The organism is Paenibacillus aceris, assembly GCF_017874035.1.
GTDB classification, from domain to species: Bacteria; Bacillota; Bacilli; order Paenibacillales; family NBRC-103111; genus Paenibacillus_E; species Paenibacillus_E aceris.
On sequence record NZ_JAGGKV010000003.1, the window covers coordinates 124988 to 143067 of the forward strand.

Annotated in this window: 15 protein-coding genes; all 15 read right to left on the minus strand. The window is 36.0% G+C overall.

What is annotated here, in order from left to right:
- Window positions 1–112 precede the first annotated feature (112 nt).
- The 15 genes from J2Z65_RS07345 to J2Z65_RS07415 all read right to left on the minus strand — a co-directional run bounded on the left by J2Z65_RS07345 (window position 113) and on the right by J2Z65_RS07415 (window position 17144).
- Window positions 113–1405, minus strand: coding sequence for a lipopolysaccharide biosynthesis protein (locus J2Z65_RS07345; protein ID WP_167061667.1), 1293 nt, complete (start codon window positions 1403–1405; stop codon window positions 113–115).
- A gap of 61 nt (window positions 1406–1466) precedes the next feature.
- Window positions 1467–2588 carry a glycosyltransferase family 4 protein gene (locus J2Z65_RS07350; RefSeq protein ID WP_167061670.1) on the minus strand — a complete coding sequence of 374 codons (1122 nt, stop codon included), beginning with the start codon at window positions 2586–2588 and terminating at the stop codon, window positions 1467–1469.
- Window positions 2589–2622: 34 nt separating this feature from the next.
- The gene (locus J2Z65_RS07355) at window positions 2623–3678 is read right to left on the minus strand and encodes a glycosyltransferase family 2 protein (protein ID WP_167061673.1); all 1056 of its coding nucleotides are present in this window, start codon (window positions 3676–3678) and stop codon (window positions 2623–2625) included.
- On the minus strand, window positions 3665–4891 hold the full coding sequence (locus J2Z65_RS07360; protein WP_167061676.1) for an oligosaccharide repeat unit polymerase: 1227 nt from the start codon (window positions 4889–4891) through the stop codon (window positions 3665–3667). The genes J2Z65_RS07355 and J2Z65_RS07360 overlap by 14 nt, the downstream gene beginning before the upstream one ends.
- A gap of 44 nt (window positions 4892–4935) precedes the next feature.
- On the minus strand, window positions 4936–5466 hold the full coding sequence (locus J2Z65_RS07365; RefSeq protein WP_167061679.1) for an acyltransferase: 531 nt from the start codon (window positions 5464–5466) through the stop codon (window positions 4936–4938).
- Between the two features lie 15 nt (window positions 5467–5481).
- Window positions 5482–6447 (minus strand): glycosyltransferase family 2 protein, encoded by a 966-nt coding sequence (locus J2Z65_RS07370; RefSeq protein ID WP_167061682.1) that lies wholly within the window; start codon window positions 6445–6447, stop codon window positions 5482–5484.
- A 6-nt stretch (window positions 6448–6453) separates the two neighbouring features.
- Complete coding sequence (locus tag J2Z65_RS07375) at window positions 6454–7698, minus strand: TolB-like translocation protein (RefSeq protein ID WP_167061685.1); 1245 nt, start codon at window positions 7696–7698, stop codon at window positions 6454–6456.
- Window positions 7699–7710: 12 nt separating this feature from the next.
- Window positions 7711–8532 carry a glycosyltransferase gene (locus J2Z65_RS07380; RefSeq protein WP_167061688.1) on the minus strand — a complete coding sequence of 274 codons (822 nt, stop codon included), beginning with the start codon at window positions 8530–8532 and terminating at the stop codon, window positions 7711–7713.
- Between the two features lie 37 nt (window positions 8533–8569).
- Window positions 8570–9268: a sugar transferase gene (locus J2Z65_RS07385; protein ID WP_193580989.1), complete on the minus strand. Its 699-nt coding sequence runs from the start codon at window positions 9266–9268 to the stop codon at window positions 8570–8572.
- Window positions 9269–10384, minus strand: a complete 1116-nt coding sequence (locus J2Z65_RS07390; protein ID WP_167062722.1) for a DegT/DnrJ/EryC1/StrS family aminotransferase — start codon at window positions 10382–10384, stop codon at window positions 9269–9271. It abuts the gene before it with no gap.
- A 108-nt stretch (window positions 10385–10492) separates the two neighbouring features.
- Window positions 10493–12313, minus strand: a complete 1821-nt coding sequence (locus tag J2Z65_RS07395; protein ID WP_167061691.1) for a polysaccharide biosynthesis protein — start codon at window positions 12311–12313, stop codon at window positions 10493–10495.
- 25 nt (window positions 12314–12338) lie between these two features.
- Window positions 12339–13028 (minus strand): CpsD/CapB family tyrosine-protein kinase, encoded by a 690-nt coding sequence (locus J2Z65_RS07400; RefSeq protein ID WP_167061694.1) that lies wholly within the window; start codon window positions 13026–13028, stop codon window positions 12339–12341.
- On the minus strand, window positions 13009–13764 hold the full coding sequence (locus J2Z65_RS07405; protein ID WP_167061697.1) for a YveK family protein: 756 nt from the start codon (window positions 13762–13764) through the stop codon (window positions 13009–13011). The genes J2Z65_RS07400 and J2Z65_RS07405 overlap by 20 nt, the downstream gene beginning before the upstream one ends.
- A gap of 96 nt (window positions 13765–13860) precedes the next feature.
- Window positions 13861–16338, minus strand: coding sequence for an S-layer homology domain-containing protein (locus tag J2Z65_RS07410; RefSeq protein ID WP_167061700.1), 2478 nt, complete (start codon window positions 16336–16338; stop codon window positions 13861–13863).
- Between the two features lie 32 nt (window positions 16339–16370).
- Window positions 16371–17144 (minus strand): tyrosine-protein phosphatase, encoded by a 774-nt coding sequence (locus J2Z65_RS07415; RefSeq protein WP_167061704.1) that lies wholly within the window; start codon window positions 17142–17144, stop codon window positions 16371–16373.
- Between the last annotated feature and the right edge of the window lie 936 nt (window positions 17145–18080).

Sequence of the window (18080 nt, forward strand, 5' to 3'; positions counted from 1 at the left end):
TTAGATCTCCAGATATTATTTCTCTCATTTGAAGAACGATGAAGAATGATATAGTATTTATTATACTTGAAAGGAATTGAAAACAGCATCGCTATAATTTTGTACTTAATAATTATGACTTTCCAGATGACTTTTTTTTTATCTCATCATTTAAGATTTTTTGAGACATTAGAAATGTATTAAAGTAAACTAAAGAGAGGGCTGATGAATAAATGCCTACGGTCCAAAATGAATTCAAAAGTAGTATTTTTGAAATTGCAAAGGCGAAAAGAACCAATACTAGCCTAGCCGTGTCTAAAAAGAAAGCTTCTTTTTGCCTTTCAAATACTTCATAAACTCTACTTATAGGCATAAAAACCAATCGGGAGAATACTGAAATAGAAATTAATTGTGCGTATACCCCAGCATCACGCCACATATCACCAAATGCCAGTGAAAATAGAGAAGGACCCAATAATAATACAATACACATTGGGATTATCCCTATTAAAAACAGTTTTTTTAATAGAATTCTTGACAAAGACTTTAATTTCTGAGGATCCCTTTTCCCTATGTTTGCTGCTTCGCTATAAAAAACATCACTTATTGAATTTCCAATTAATGTAACAGGCATATTTATTACGGTTGTTGCTAAACCATATAATCCTGTAACTTGAGTACCAAAAAAAGCAGTAAGAAAAAACAGTGGAAGTTGGATTCCAGCAGCATTAAGAAATTGGCTAGGGGTTGAAAATAAAGGGAAATTTTTGTAGCGCTTTACCCCCCATAACATCTCTTTTTTACTAATTTTTTCAAGTGTAGTTCGCTTTAATATTGGTTTAGAAAGGCTAACCATTCCCGCGCTTTGACCCGCAATCTTTCCAACTATCAATCCAACTGATCCAAAACCAAATGAACCAAGAAAAATATTAAGGGTGTTTTGAACTATACTCTGACTTAATTTGGTATTTGATATAGTCTTAAAATCTCGTTCTCTATAAGCCAATTGGATAAAAATATTATATAACCCAATAAAAAATAATCCAAAAGATATAAATAATTTATATTTATATAGGATGTCTAACCCCAATAATTGCAACAATGGTTGACTTACAAAAGCCAATATAATACTAATAATAATTGTTATAGATAATAATATAATAATACTTACTGCGACCATATTAATTGCAACATTTTCATTCTCCGCAATTGCTATGGAAGATTCATACCTTAAAGAACCAAGAACTGATAACATACCAATTACTGCAGCATAAGCTGCCAAGACCCCATATTCCTCAGGTAAATATAACCTTGTAATGATTGGTGATACTAAATAGTTAATTACTTGGGCTAGTACCGTACCTCCAGTTATTAATAAGACACTTTTTACAAAAGTATTTTTTAATAATTCCCCATGTTTGATCATAATTTTCTCCTGTTATCTCTACCTCTCTAACTTACTTTGATACTCGGATAAACTTATCTTTTTAGATATTGATAGTATCATTTAAAACCTGACTCCATCTGTTCTCCCATATATTAATATTGAAGGCCTGGGAGATAGTCTGATATCCATTCTCCCCAAATCTTACACGTAAATTTTTGTCTAATATTAAACGTTCTAATGCATTAAAGAGTTGTACTTCATCTGGATTTACTAAAAGACCGTTGTACTGATCTACTACAACATTAGTAATTCCCCCCACATTTGTAGCAACTACCGCACAATTAGATGACATTGCTTCTAATAATGATAGAGATGTACCCTCTGAACCAATTGTTGGAACAACAGCTATATGATACTCACTATGGAAAGAAAGACTATCTTCGCTTCTGTATGTTAAAAAGTTAACTCTTAAGTTGTCTCGAAAGATATCTTTTAAGTATTTTTCATCGGGCCCACTACCAGCAAAAGTAATATTTACGTTAGTATACTTTTCTAAGAGTTTATGTGCCACTGCTGCAAATAACCTTGTACCTCTATACTTTTGGAACCGCCTTGCAAAAACGATATTAATTTTCCCATCTTGTTTTTTATTCGATTTATTTAATCGAGTACAGTTCGGTATTACTTCTATCTCTCTTTCAGTGTATGCTACCTGGGTTCTATACCAATTAAGGAAATTGTAGTCTACAGCTATTAGCTTTTTAATATCATTGAGTCTCTTGATAGTTTTGTAAGCTTTTATTGCTCTCCAAAAAATAAACAACATATTTTTTTGATGAGAGAAATGCTCATGTCCCCTTACGTCCCATGTAATCCCATGCTGAATCCCAATGATTCTTTTTTCAGTATTTTTTACCGACATAGTCTCACATGCAAAAATAATAATATCATTTTCATGGTTATAGTACTTCTTACATTCATCAAACAGAACTTTATTTTTTCTTTTCTTACTCCACTTTTTCTCCATTTCAATGCCATATACACTTATGCCATCATATATATTGTTAAAATTAATATTTGAATATTGAAAAATAACTGGTTCTAAGTTGTTTTCCTTTATTACTTTCACCAACATCTTTATATATGTTTGAATACCACCAATACTTAAGTCTTTCCCATCAGGCGTATAGAAGTTCTCATATAAAATAAATACTCTTCTCATTAATAATCGTTTCCTTACATTAAAGTAGTTTTGATTAAATCATTCTTTTAGCCATTGCAAACACATTATAAAGATTCTTTTCCAAAAATACTTTTCCGGATAAAGCCCAATAGAGCGTTTTGATATTCCCTCTGTGGATTAAAGAAATGATTAACCTCTGGTATCTCATTTGGTATCTAAGCGGTAAGTTTATTTCTCTTAAATTAGCATCAAGAACTGCTTGAACAATCCAATTTTTTCTTTCTTTTTTATTAAATCTCATTTTATTTGAAAATGATAATTCTAATGCTTTTATAATATTGCAAATATATTCTCGCTCTACGATATCTAAAACATTTTTGTTTTGTGGATTCCAACTAACTATTGTCTCGTCTCTATATTGTTTTAACTGATATATTATCTCTAGATAATTAACTGGGTACTTATCCCAAACTTTATTTAAATCATTTGTTAGATAAGTGTAAAATATGTGATCAATAAAACAAACATTTTCAGTATAGCTAATGTATCTTGATATAAATACTTCATCCTGATGTCTCCTCAATGGAGGAAATTCTATGGCATGCTCCTTGATTTTATGCAAGTCAAAAAACTTATTCCATGGTGCTCCCTGAATACCAAAATCACTATCCATAGTAAAAAACTTTTCATAGTTTCTTCGAATTTCTTCTCCTGAGAAACTCTTTGGTTTAAAATTTTTTTCACTTATAGTTTTGCCACCTAAATTAACATTTCTATATCCAAAGACCACTAGATCATAGTTATTGTTTGACATCGACTCTACTAATACTTCAATCGCGGTTGACTCAAGAAAATCATCAGCATCAGGAAAGTATACGTAATCCCCGCTAGCTTTAGTTATTCCATAATTTCTTGCTGGACCAGATCCCTGATTACTTGTATGGAAAACACTCACATTAATAAATTGTAAAGAAAGTTCCTTGCATTTCAAGTAACTTTTATCCTTCGAACCATCATCAATTAATATTATTTCTATATTTGAATATGTTTGTTTCAACATAGATTCTACGCATTTAACAATTTTATCTTCCATATTATAAACAGGGATAACTACACTAACTTTTTTCATTTTTCACTATCTCCCCAGTCTTGAAACACAAATTTAACATTATAGCAATATATATATAAAAATTACCCTCGATCACGAAACTTCCCGAAATAAAGTATCTTAGAAATAGAGCAACAGTAAAAATCATTGCCATATTCTTGATTATTTCAATTTTGCTTAAAAGTATCGTTCTAACAATAAGATATAATATTATCAAAAGAAAAATTGATCCTAGCAAATATCCAAAAGATAATAAAAATTCATAAATAATATTGTGAACATAAATCGCACTAACTAATTGTCTATCCCCAAAAACTCCATAAATCTCCAACCCCATATTTTCCAAAGCATAATTTGCCTCAGTATATATAACATCTCTTCCTTGAGATTCTATTAATTGATTGTTAAAGATTTTTGTAAGAAATCTACTATTACTAGATTCCGCGAATTGCATTAATAAATTTGTAAGTGCATCATTAAAAACAAAAATAGTTAATATTACTGTTGAGCCCAATATTAAAAATATAACTATTGTAAATTTTCCTCTTGCCTTAAAATGAATGATTTCGTACATTATGATAAATAATACTAAAAAAAGAATTGGTGCTCTAGCTCCAAATACAAGTACATTAGCAAAACCTACTAAAAAGGCAATAAAATTAATAAGTTTTGGCTTCCGGCGAAAACTGTAATATATAAAAACAATAAAAGGTAATATGGAATATGAAAATTCCATATAATTTAGAGAATTCGAGTAATCAACTAACGTTATACCTATTGAACCTAAAATAATTGATAAATATGAAAATTTCTGAAATATCTCCGATGCATAACTCCAATTATCTATTTGAGCTACGACAAAAATAGAAATTGGAATATAGTAGAAATACACCAACATCATGTTTGTCTCAGATAAATAGGAGCGACTGTTTTCAAATAATATATAATTTAAGAAAAAAAACAAAAGCACTAATAAATATATTCCCACTCTATTAACTGTAAAACCCCTATACTTAAAAACTTGTATATAAATAGCGAGTAATAATACTATATATATAGATAAAGTAATTTGAGTTGTACTCGACATTCCAAATTTTACTTTCAGTATGGTATTAATAAAATCCAGAAAAACACTTAGAAGCAATACCCAACTAAGGGATTTTAGATATGCAATATTTCTTTTTTCATCAAATCTTCTTTTATGAGTACAGGCACTTTCACTAACAATCTTCATTCTTTCACTTCCAACATTTTTTTTGACTCACAACACGTTGGTATTCACCTAGTTACAAGTTTATCACTTATTAATAGTAAATTTCTCTTTTGTTCTTCATTCAATGAATCAGTATTCATAGCATAACTTTCAATTTTCTTTGAAAATGTTTCCCAATTACCCAGTTTCTTAGCTGGATTTCCGCCTATAATAATACCTGACTCGTTAAAAGATTTTGTAACCACACTTCCTGCTGCAACAATTGTATTGTGCTTCAACTCAACTCCATACATAATCACACTTCTTGCCCCCAAAAAACAGTTATTTCCGATAGTTATCTTCCCAAATAAGTCCGTCATATTGGGTAATACCTTACAAATGCTGTTATCATGAGTGATAAATTGTACATTATTAGATATTGTAACATTTTCACCTATTGAAATTAGATATGGTTCTGGTGTCATAATATTGGAGCATAAATTTGTTCCGGTTCCAATGTTCATACCATGTTTTCTAAAGTAATCATTTATTATTTCTTTATTACTACCTAGTAATTTATATTTTAATTTTGCTAGAAAATATCTTAATTCATACATTTGGTTCCCCTCCACTTACATACCTACCAATTTTGTGTGTACCCAACTTAGAAAACGAAGTCCGCTTATAAATTTATATTTGGCACAAACAAGGAATACTCTTTTGGGAGTTGCTAGAAATGAAATTGATGAACTTCTAAACCATTCTGGGTTTTTGTTTCCATATTCATTAATATAGGTCATAATATCTTTATTACTTTTCCTAGCCTTACACATCATTAACAAACCACCATATAATAAATCACGTACAGATTTCTCATTAATTTCTTTAGTATATTTCTTTTCAAGATTTTTTCTTAAAATCGAAAAGGAATGCACCATATCCTTTTCATCCATGTTCCTATTATTTGACAATGAATTTTTTCTTTGAAAATAATAATATAAATTATGTTTTAAATAATATATAGAATCACATGCATCGAGTGCTAGACAAGTAAATGCAACATCTTCACATCGTCTAGTATTCGGAAAATGGACATTCTTTTCCTTTAATTTACTTAGAGAATAAAACTTACCCCATGTGTGATTGGATATAAAGGTAATCCCTTCAGACTTTGAGATAATCCCCTCATCTCCACGAATCATTGTCTGCATTGGTTGCCGTTCCCTATCACCTTTCAAATAATAATCATGAATTACACAATCAAAACCGTTGTTAGATATAATTTCATTAACTTTTTCTAACCAGTTCAACTCAACCCAATCGTCGTTATCTACAAAAGTAACCCAATCTCCTGAAGCTTTAGCCAATCCAAGATTTCTAGCATACCCCGGCCCCATATTTTCAGGTGTTTGTAAAATTTTGATGTCCAAATTGCTATTTTCTGCAAACCCCTTAATGCTTTGATAAGAATCGTCCGTTGAACAATCATCAATTAATATGATTTCAAAATATTTCAAAGTTTGGTTTTCCAAGCTATGAAAGTATTGCTCCATTAAATAAAAAGAATTATAAACAGGTGTAATGATTGAAAACTTCATTATTATTTACTCCTTTACATTCACCACATACAATCCTCTCTGCCCTTTAAAGACAGAATCAAAGCATATCTTATCCCCAGCTCTGTTCCATCTAGGATGCAGATCACATCGTACTTCGTTATCATATTTAAATGGTGCAAATACTTTTGCTAGTTCGCTAATCTTATCACCATTCAAACAATATACTGTGGCTACCCTTGCTCTATTAGGGTATGTATCCGTTGCAACCTTACTTCCATCAGGAGAATAGCTCGGGTGTCCATCAGAAGTTAACTGAGTCCAAAGTAGTTGATAATTTTTCGTTCTATCTCCCATAAGGTAATATCCATTACCCTTAGCATTTTTACGAGCAAATGCTAGTACCTCAGTATTATTCTTCCAATAACAATGTGATGTCATATTATCATCACTTAAATTAAACATTTCTGTACCATCAATGTTTACAGTAACAAGTCTAGTATATTTTCTAGAGCCATCGAACCATCTATGGAGTATCATAAATCGATCTCCCGATGGATTTATCATAATATGGTTGACTTTATGCTCTGCATCTTTCATTTCTGGTCTTGGTTCAAAGTTTGCAAAGTCTGTATATTTCATTAAGGGACTTACTTTACCATTATGCAAATCAATGTGCCACAAACATGGCGTAGATGGACATTTTTCATTTTGAGTTTCTTCTGGTAAATTAGAATATCCATAACCTTTACGTAACCGATGTAAGCGAGAAAAATCCAAAGTTATCGCAAACTTTCCGTCTTGAGAGACACTGTAAACTGGCATATCAATGATTCTCTCTTGGTTGGTTTTAATATTTAATATTACAGAACAGTATTGCCCTTTTCGGAAATCATTGTATATAATATTTTCTCTATAATCAGGGCCTAACCATTGAAGCATACAACCTTGCTGTACATTCCATGAATTAGTTTTTCCAATCACTTTGTATGAGTTATTATCTTTAGTGTCAAACAATAAAATATCTGCCGCTTCATAAGGTGCAACATCTGAAGAAGTATCCTTTGCTCTTAAGCAAAGCATGTACCTATCACTAGCATCCCATGGAGATTTATCATAATATCCAAAAAAGTACTCCATCCCATCATTTGGGGTAACCGCTATTATATTCCCCTCCGATTTAATCTTGGGCGATAAGGCATACATTGAAATTTGATATGCTCTTTTGATAACTTTTTTTATCGTTGGATATTTATTTAGTTGATAATTTATCTTCGCTTCTAAACTATTCAAATTGACACACCTCTACGACTTTCTCAATAATTTCTTATATAACCAATTTTGTACATATATAGGACATAAAAACATCGCCGTCTGTCCTACTGCTACTGTTACGTAATCTCCAAAGCCTGAGTAGCCGAGCTTCCACAGGTTACGTATAGTTTCTATATAGCTTTTAGTATTCTCCCAACTTCTACGACGCTTCGAAAGATCATTATTTGAACGAAATAACAATAATGACTCATTTATGTTTGCCGCCTTAAAACCTTTAAATAACATACGGCCAAATAGATCGACATCCTGGTTACGCCGTAAATCAGAATAACCTCCACATTCTAATACTTTACTCTTTTTATACATAACTGTCGGATGATTAAATGGACTTCTTCTTTTAGCGAATTCGTATATATCATCATGAGTTGTTGGAACAATTCTTGATGATATTATTTTTTTCGGTTCATTAAAAAACTCATCTATCATAGTTCCAACTATAACCAGTTGTTTATCTTTCTTAAACGCATTTAATTGTTTCTCACATCTATTCGGCAGCGAAATATCATCGGTATCCATTCGTGCTACAAGTTCATTTTTACAATGTTTTAGTCCAAGATTAAGAGCTAACCCTAAACCGATATTCCTCTCACTTACCACAATATTAAAAAGTTCTGAATATCTATCCTTGTACTCTTTTAACACGCCATCCAATTCGTCTGTTAGTGGTCCATCTTTAACAATAACAATCTCGTCTGGCATTACTGTCTGATTCAACATACTTTCAATACTTTGTTTCATAAATTCTGGTTTTTCTTTTTTATAAAGGGACATTAATACACTGTATTTTTCCATAAAGTCTTACCTTTCATAAATCAACTTTAAAAGCATACTAACAATTCATTAACCTTTTACTATGTTCCATAGCGGCAGAAAACTGTGCTTTGCTAATCTTCCTTTCCCGTAACAAATAAATACCAAAGTCTTCTGCAGTGTCCATACCTACTGCACTGATTCCATCTCTTTTAAAGACTTTAGCTACAGTCATAAAAATAATTTTCCAATCTCCTACGAATGTAATATTGGAAACGTATTGTAAATCAAGATGAAGTTTTTCTTCCCATGTAATATAGTTCCGACCGTTTACTTGAGCCCACCCTGTTAGTCCAGGCAAAACACTATGTCTCTCCCTTTGTTCCGGAGTCATAAAAACCATGTCCCTTACCAGCTGTGGCCTTGGCCCCACTATTGACATATCGCCCCTTAGAATATTAAAGAGCTCCGGAAGCTCATCAACAGATGTTGAACGCAAGAACTTCCCGAACTTCGTCAGCCTAACACTATCAGAGAGTAAATTTCCGTTTTCATCTCTTGCATCCGTCATTGTTCTAAATTTGTACATCATAAATATCTTCTCATTCAGTCCTGGCCGCTGCTGTTTAAAAAGCACAGGACTCCCCAGCTTAACCCTTACTAATAAAGCCACTACAAGCAGAGTTGGACTAGCCACTATAATAGCCATCAAGGACAATAAAAAATCCATCGGCCTTTTTAAAAATCTACTATAAATACCGGCATTTGAAGGTTTCATTTAGGCCCACCATAATTTCTTTATAGTTTCTACAACTCTTTCCAGATCCGTCTCCGTCATCTTTGTATCCGACGGCAAGCAAACACCGTTCTCAAACAGCTTTGCCGCAACATCCGTTCCAACAAAGTCGTACTTTTCGAAATACGGCTGCTTATGCATTGGTTTCCAGATCGGCCTTGATTCTATGTTTTCTTTTTCTAGAGCTTCCATAATGTCAATCGGCCTTATTTTACCATTCAGAATCATTGAACTTAACCAGAAATTCGGTTCATTCCAATCATTCTTAGGCATGAATTGCACACCTTCAAGTAATCCTAACTCTCTACAATAAAATTCGAAAATGTGTTTCTTCTTTTCAACTCTCTGATCTAATATCTTAAGTTGCCCTCTACCAATTCCAGCGACCACATTACTCATACGATAATTAAACCCTAATTCACTATGTTGATAGTGTCTTGCTTGATCTCTTGATTGTGTAGCCCAAAATCTAGCCTTAGCAATTCTCTCCTCATTATTAGAAACTAACATTCCACCACCGGAAGTAGTGATAATCTTGTTTCCATTAAAAGAGAAGATTCCATAATCCCCGAAAGTTCCAGTATGCTTACCTTTGTAGTATGTGCCTAATGATTCAGCAGCATCTTCAATCAATGCAACATCATGTTTCTTACATAATTCAACTATTCTGTCCATGTTCGCAGATAAACCATAAAGATGCACCACAATAACGGCTTTCACTTGAGGATATTTTTGAATAGCTTCTTCTAATGCTATAGGGCATATATTCCATGTTTCATAATCACTATCTATAAAAACTGGAATAGCATTTTGATAAATTATTGGATTGGCTGTAGCTGAAAAAGTGAGTGTAGAACAGAAAACAATATCTCCTTCACCAACTCCTGCCGCTTTAAGTGCTAAATGAATCGCTGCTGTTCCAGAAGTAAGTGCTGCTGCAGATCCAGAACCAACCTTTGCCGCGAGTTCTTTTTCAAATTGATTTACATTTGCCCCAAGAGGAGCAATCCAGTTCGTATCAAAAGCTTCCTTTATATATTTCATTTCATACCCCTCATCACTCATATGCGGTGATGAAAGGAATATTCTATCTGCCATTGTATGGTTATTCAGCTTCATATAAAATTTGATACCCCCACTGACTGTTACTACCACAATTAATACTCACACTCCTTACTTCCCGTCGCATAAAACACACAAAAGCCATCAACCCACATTACTAAAATTCGGCACCAAATGCTTCACAGCCTCACGAACAGTCCCCTGTTCCTCGCAAACAATCTTTTCCAATCGCACGATCTCTTTCGCAAGCTCACTGTGACTTATCTTCGACGGACTACCCACAAAGATCCGATCATGCGTGGTATTTCCGATCCCTTCTTCACTCAGAAGCAGCTCCTCGTAGAGCTTCTCCCCAGGACGCATGCCAGTGAAATTAATTTCAATATCCACACCCGGCTCGAATCCAGATAATCGTATGAGATCAGTTGCCAAATCAACAATTTTAACAGGATCGCCCATGTCTAAAATAAAGACTTCTCCTCCCTTTGCAAATGCTCCGGCCTGGATAACAAGTTGAACAGCTTCAGGAATTGTCATAAAGTAACGCACCATCTCTGGATGGGTAACGGTTACGGGTCCGCCTAAAGCGATTTGTTCTTTGAAATGCGGTATCACACTACCGCGACTCCCTAGTACATTACCAAAGCGTACGGCCACGAATTTAGTCTGACTGACACGATCCAAGCTTTGGATGATCAGTTCTGCAATTCGTTTTGTGGCACCCATCACACTTGTTGGATTAACTGCTTTGTCTGTTGAGACAAGAACGAATCTCTCTGCTTTATATTGGTGTGCGCATTCTGCAACATTTCTGGTCCCAAATACGTTATTCTTAATAGCTTCTGCAGGATTGCGCTCCATTAGTGGAACATGCTTATGTGCAGCTGCATGAAAAACAACCTTTGGTTGGAAAATACGGAAAACATCTTTCATCCGTTCTAGGTCCTGAACATCGGCTATCACCGGTTCTATTTTCAAAGCAGGAAACTTTCTGCTTATTTCTTTCTCTATCACATAGATACTGTTCTCTCCATGACCCAGCAAGATTAACTTGCTTGGTTGAAAGTGAGCGATCTGTCTGCATAGCTCGGAACCAATAGATCCGCCGGCGCCAGTGACTAATACGACTTTGTCTTGTACATAATTAGCTATCCCATCTAGATCAACGTTAATCGGGTCGCGACCAAGCAAGTCCTCGACTTGCACATCTCTGATGGCATTAATCGAGACTTTGCCTTCAATTAAATCATTGATCCTAGGGATGATTTTCATTTTGGCTTTGGTATGCTTGCATATATCGATAATCTCAGATACTTCTACTTTCGATACAGATGGCATAGCAATAATAATTTCTTCAATTTCATATAATTCAGCGATTCTTATAATCTCATTTCGCCCGCCTAGTACAGGGATCCCCATAACCAAGTGCTTGTACTTGAATGGGTCATCATCGATAAATGCGACTGGGTATACAGGAGCGCTTGGGTTAAATTTCAACTCTTTAGCTATGATGATTCCACAATCACCAGCACCTATGATGAGGGCGTTCTTCTTGTTCGTCTTCTTCTTATAGTACTTATCTCTTAAAACTCTCCATAGAAATCGGCTCGCTCCAATGATAAGGATCATATTCTCCAGTACTCTAACATAAACGGAGAAAGGGACCCTCGGCTCATGAAGCAAGAGCATAATGAGATAGGAAACTGTACATGTCACTAATACTGCTTTGATTATGGTAATTACTTCTCCGATACTTGCATATTCCCATACACGCTTATACATCTTGAAGTAAATCAAACTAGCTGAACCTACAATCATAGATACAGCTGCATATGCTATAAATTGATTCAAATAGGCATGCGGGATATGCAAATCAAACCTTAATAGATAGGCAATGAGAATGCTTAGACAAATCAGAACCATATCGAGTAAAACGAGTATTGTCTTTCTGCTCCCAAATTTCATTTGAATCCCTCACTAGTAAATCATTCTATTTACTCTCACCATAGTAATAGTAATAATAAGCATCTTTATTTTTCCTATCTACATTGTTAAGAACAACTCCGAGTATTCTAGCCCGTACGTTATCAAGATTTTGTTTCGCCTTTATCGCAGCGTCTCTTTTCACTTTGTCAGAATCGACAACTAAGATGACGCCGTCCGCGCGAGTGGCTATGATTTGAGAATCGGTCACTGCAATAGCAGGCGGAGCATCGATAAGAATAATATCAAATTGCTGCTTCAGCTCATCTAATACGCTAATCATTTTTTTGGAAGCGAGAATTTCAGATGGGTTAGGTGGAATCGGACCGGAACTAATAATGCTAAGGCTCGGGATAGTAGTTTCTTGTATTACATCAGGAATTGTCAGCTGATTGGTCAATAAATTAGTAAGTCCAAAGCGGTTAGAAACTTGCAATGTATGATGCATCGTTGGTTTTCTGAGATCTGCATCAATAACTAATACTTTCTTATCTGCTTGTGCATAAGCTACTGCGAGATTGACAAGGGTCGTTGATTTCCCTTCCCCAGGTCCTGCCGAAGTAACCATAATCACTTTCAATTCTTCATCAATCGAGGAGAACTGGATGTTTGTCCTCAGCGTCCGATAAGCCTCAGAAATCGGGGATTTCGGATTTTGGTGGGTAATAATCGGCCTTTTATTGGTTGAGTTTGACATGTGATGGCTCCCCTACCCTTTGTTCAAATGTTTTCTTACTTTGATTTTGGTAATCTTCCGGCCTCATTTTCGTAATCATCGTTAAGGTTGGCAATCCCAAATACTGCTGCACTTCTTCCTCTGTCTTTAATTTATCGTCCATATACTCCAGTAAGAAGGCTACGCCTAAAGCAAGCATGAGAGAGACAACAAAGCTAATCGCAATATTTAAGTTCTTATTTGGTTTTACAGGTATCGGTTGTTCGATTTCTTTTGCTTCATTCAGCAGTGAGATATTGTCGACTTTCATAATCTTAGGTATTTCACTTTGAAACACTTTAGACACGGCATTCACGATATTCGCCGCTCGCTCATAGGAAGGATCTTGAACGATAAGGGTCATGACTTGTGTATTATTAACCGAGCTGACTTTTACTGTTTTGACTAATTGCTCGGCGCTTATTTTCAATTCCGGGTAATCGGTAACTACCTTGTCCATAATTCTTGGAGTTCTAATGATTTCCTTATAAGTATCAATCAATCTAATATTCACATTCACTGTGTTAATGTCGACTTGAGATAACCCAACTTGATCATTCGATTTATTCACGATTAATTTCGTTGATGCCTCATAAATCGGTTGTATGAAAAAATAACTAACAACACTTGTTGCAATCGTAGCTAGTAAAACAATTGTGACTATCATCCACGCCCTTTTTTGTAAAATTTTTAAGTAATCCTTTAAATCCAGTTCCATTCCGTTCCCTCCGTATCCTATCTGTCGATATGTGTCGGTTTTTGTGAAAATTCAAGGAACCCCCCCCTAATTCTAGAGGAGGGTTCCTCCATGAGCTTATTTATTCAATAAACGGTAAATGACTACAGCTGCTTGAGCACGGGTCGAGTTTGCATTTGGATTGAATGTATTGCCTTCTTCTCCGATAATGATGCCTTCGCTTGCTGCAAGTGCCACGCCATCTTTCAAAGAACTGTTGATTTCACTGGAGTCAGTGAATCCTTTAAGTGCTTCATCGACTTTAGCCGGAGTGAGCGATACTCCCTTAAGTGCAAGTGCTCTGGACGACATAACCGCCATTTCTGCACGTGTAATTTGTCCATTCGGATCAAACTTACCTGCTTCTTTCCCATTCACAATGCCGTTCTTGACAGCAGAAGCAACATACACTTTGTACCAATCGGAATCACTCACATCATCAAAGTTTTCCGTTGCACTTGCGTTTTCCAAAGCGAACGTTTTGACGATCATTTTAGCAAATTCAGCACGGGTCACAAATCCATTAGGATCGAAAGCATTCTCCGCACGTCCTTCTAAAATCCCTTTGGCAGCAGCCACTTGAATCTGTCTTCCTGCCCATGCCTTGACTGAAGCTGTATCCTCGAAGGATACTTTATTTTCGACTACGGTATACGTGGAGAAGGAGTTACGAACACCTTTGAATGACCCATTTCCATAGCTACCGCCGTAAAATTCTAATTTACCGTCTACGATTTTGGCTAGTGACAGCAACTCGGTATCGAATTTATCGCTGTTAGGTACCGGAATCGTTACTTCAACAGGCTTATTGAAGCTTCCTACTTTGCTTCCCCCTGAACTAAATTCGAATTCATATACACCGGATGCAACTGGCAGCTGAGTTACACTCGTTGCAACTGTTGTATCTTGGTTAGTTACTTTGAGTGTTGTATCCGCACCGAATTCAGATGGACTAAACCCAAGTGAAAGACCATTCATGGAAATAGCGATCGTATCTCCCCCATTTGCGATAGCAGCAGCTAACAGATCTTTAGGCAACGGAATTTCAGTTGTTTTGGCAGTAATAGTCCCGAAATCAAGGGTAAGTTGAACTTTTACTTCCTTCGCTTCCGGATTCAACGCCTTCAATTGATCGTTAAGCGCTTTGGCTTGTGTTGCAATGTCCTTGAGTTTATTTACAAGGTCAGTTACATTCAATTGAGGCTTCGCAGTATCGCCTTCGACTTTAATTAATGATTTAAGATCTAGAGTTGCCAATTGCTTAATGGCATTTTCAACTTTGGATTGAGCCTCTTTGAAAATCTCTTGTTTTCTCGCTTCGGTAGCGTTTTTGAGCTCGTTGCTGAGCTTATCAAGATCTTGTTTTGCTTCTTGTGCTGGTTTGTTTGTGTTACTTCCGGCACCGGCACCACCGCCACCGCCTACGCCGCCACTACCATTACCGTTTCCGCCACCTGTATTTCCGCCACCTGTACTAGCAGGCTTTAACGTTATAGCATCCTTAGAAATATAAAGCAGTAAGCCGAATTTCGTATCACGCGCTTCAATTTTAGCAGAAGCTTGCGTGGAGCCAGTCAATACGAAAGCTTTCGCAGTCTCATCGTATTTAATGCCAGACGCCGCAGGAGCACTCCATTTTATGTAACTTGACACCGTAACTTCAGTGCCCATAAAGATCACTTTAAGCCCTGGCTTTTCCACAGAATCCGTGCTACCGGTATCTTTTACATAAACAATCTTGTCTCCCAAAAGATATCTCAATCCAGCAGATTCAACGGCAGTTCTAGCATCCTTCGCAATCGTTGAGCCCGACTGTGTATCGATATAGGTAGCAATTCTATTTTGCACAGCATTCAGGTCGCCTAACGTAATACCATATTTATTCAAAAATTGAGAGATGAGCAGTTCTTTATGTGCTTCTAAGACATCTTTTGTAACAATCTCATTGATTTCACTTTTAATGGCTTCCGAATCTATAACGCCACTGGCAATAACTTCAGCAACTTTTTTCAACAATACGTCTCTTTTGCTATTCAAAGCATCAAGAGCTGCTTGTTGGAAGGCAACAACATCACTCTTTTTCAAGCCGTCTGGCTCATCAATGCCTGGAAGACCGACGGATGTGAACAATAAACTAATCGCATCCCGATTAGCCTGAACTTTGACTAATTCATCAAAGGACTCTCCGGAGTCGCCGAAAAACAGGTCTAATCCATTAACAAGTTGAAGAACAGCACTATATTCCAAAGTTGGCGCATTATCCTTAACTTTATTCCAAACTTCTGCCGTCAATTCATGCTGCAGGTTCTTATCTGTAATAGGGTGGTCTTTCAGGTATTGCTTAACTGCGTTTACGCTGGCAAGACCTGTGGTATCCTTTGTTAATTCCGCATGTACAGCAGTAAGTTGATCCAAATATGTATTAGCTGAAGCCACGCTAACAGTCAACCCAAGCTTGCTCGCCAATCCTTTCTCGCTCAATGGAAGTCCAGCAATAGATGCAAACATCATGCTTGCGGCCAGTGTAGTAACAGTTACTTTCTTTTTCATCGTCATGCTAAAATTCACCTCAATTAAATTAGTTAACCTTATATATTAGATTTCCAAAACTGAAACCATTTTGGTTTCGCCCAAACAGGTTGATAGCTCTCGATTTCTGTGTCATGGATGATACTGTTGGCGTTATTTTGGAAGGTGTTCACGGTATCTATTCCCAACTTTTCCTGCAATATGTGATAGGCTCCGGCAAGAGCGAATCCTCGATTCGTTGTATTATGAGCATCAGATGAAACAAAGTGGGCCAAATGATTTCTGCATAAATGAATCGATAAAGTCTGAATCGATTTGCCGAAATGCCCTATTATTGAATGAGCTGTTATTTGAGATAAAGCACCTAGTTGTACAAGTTCAAGAAGCTTCTCAGGATTCTGGACGATCTCCCGGTTACGCTCCGGATGAGCAATAATCGGCACAATATTCATTAACCGCAACTCGTGCAAAAGCTCATGAATGCCAGACGATATTCGATCAGATGGGAATTCTAACAGCATGTAGCGGGAGCCATTCAGCGTAGATGTTCTTTTAGCCTCAATATCTTCTACTAAATTTCGATACACTCGAATCTCCTGACCGGCATATATGCGAAGCGGAATATTCCTTTGTTGCAGTTCTTCTTGGAACGCTTTGACTTGCGATTCAACAAACCGTGCGTCATTCGTAAATCTGCCGTTTTCATGATGAGGTGTAGCAATTACAGAGTGTATGCCCTGTACGACAGCTTCTCTTGCCATCAAAATAGATTGTTCCAAGTCGTCTGACCCGTCATCGATATCTGGCAGTATGTGACTATGTATATCAATCATTTTGAAACCCCAATCCAACAAAAATATGTAAAGAAGAGATATTAAGGGAAAAATACGACACTTTTCTACGTTAAAGACTCATTTTGAATTTTAACATATATGCAAATGCCTGCCTACACCTAAAGGCATATTTATGGTACTTTTGTCGTAATTTAATCTAATCTTTATGAAACAAAACATAGGTCAATTATCCTGACGTTCCCTCATATAGCTTAATTCATACAAAAATCGAGGGACTTGTACGACTTAACTCGTCACTAATCTTTTTGTTTCGACAGCAATCGACATATATACCCACGCTTTCGACACGAACGTATATTTTCAATTTCGAATTTTCAGATTGTTCAGAGCACCGATACAAAAATAATAGCCTCAATTTATTGTTCACAAATTTGAGACTTGATTTTTCAATAATGCTAAATTATCCCTTTCTAACTTTCATAAGATCGCACAACCCAATAAAAATTACAACTATCGTGGTCATAACAATAAACCTAAAATCCCATGCATTGGGGAACTCATTCACTTGCGTACCCGATATACGAAGTATGATCACAAATAAGAGGAGCATTAAGTCAAAAAACATACAGTACGCCATACGAGCTGAAAGCTTGTGGAGTGGAAGTTTGTCCATCATACGACCGAATCCAAAAATATCTGAGGATCTGCTCGGTTCATTGGATTTATTCTGGGGGGAATTGTCCTTTGGAGGTTCATTGCTCGGCTTTTGTTCGACGGTCATCTTTTTCTCCAGCTTTTTGCAATGGCTCATTGACATCCAGCACATCCAGCCACATTATAATAGCTGCGCCGAAGCAAAGTCCCACAAGGCATATCCCCCCCCAAAGTCGATAATAGATTCATTTCCCAAGTCATGATTACAGCAAGAAAACTCACAAAAAATAAGAATACAACGCCTGATTTTTTCATGAAGTT

Excerpts from the sequence above, each read along its gene's own strand:
- J2Z65_RS07345 (WP_167061667.1), bottom strand. The coding sequence starts at position 1,405 with ATGATCAAACATGGGGAATTATTAAAAAATACTTTTGTAAAAAGTGTC.
- J2Z65_RS07350 (WP_167061670.1), bottom strand. The coding sequence starts at position 2,588 with ATGAGAAGAGTATTTATTTTATATGAGAACTTCTATACGCCTGATGGG.
- J2Z65_RS07355 (WP_167061673.1), bottom strand. The coding sequence starts at position 3,678 with ATGAAAAAAGTTAGTGTAGTTATCCCTGTTTATAATATGGAAGATAAA.
- J2Z65_RS07360 (WP_167061676.1), bottom strand. The coding sequence starts at position 4,891 with ATGAAGATTGTTAGTGAAAGTGCCTGTACTCATAAAAGAAGATTTGAT.
- J2Z65_RS07365 (WP_167061679.1), bottom strand. The coding sequence starts at position 5,466 with ATGTATGAATTAAGATATTTTCTAGCAAAATTAAAATATAAATTACTA.
- J2Z65_RS07370 (WP_167061682.1), bottom strand. The coding sequence starts at position 6,447 with ATGAAGTTTTCAATCATTACACCTGTTTATAATTCTTTTTATTTAATG.
- J2Z65_RS07380 (WP_167061688.1), bottom strand. The coding sequence starts at position 8,532 with ATGGAAAAATACAGTGTATTAATGTCCCTTTATAAAAAAGAAAAACCA.
- J2Z65_RS07385 (WP_193580989.1), bottom strand. The coding sequence starts at position 9,268 with ATGAAACCTTCAAATGCCGGTATTTATAGTAGATTTTTAAAAAGGCCG.
- J2Z65_RS07390 (WP_167062722.1), bottom strand. The coding sequence starts at position 10,384 with ATGGCAGATAGAATATTCCTTTCATCACCGCATATGAGTGATGAGGGG.
- J2Z65_RS07395 (WP_167061691.1), bottom strand. The coding sequence starts at position 12,313 with ATGAAATTTGGGAGCAGAAAGACAATACTCGTTTTACTCGATATGGTT.
- J2Z65_RS07400 (WP_167061694.1), bottom strand. The coding sequence starts at position 13,028 with ATGTCAAACTCAACCAATAAAAGGCCGATTATTACCCACCAAAATCCG.
- J2Z65_RS07405 (WP_167061697.1), bottom strand. The coding sequence starts at position 13,764 with ATGGAACTGGATTTAAAGGATTACTTAAAAATTTTACAAAAAAGGGCG.
- J2Z65_RS07410 (WP_167061700.1), bottom strand. The coding sequence starts at position 16,338 with ATGACGATGAAAAAGAAAGTAACTGTTACTACACTGGCCGCAAGCATG.
- J2Z65_RS07415 (WP_167061704.1), bottom strand. The coding sequence starts at position 17,144 with ATGATTGATATACATAGTCACATACTGCCAGATATCGATGACGGGTCA.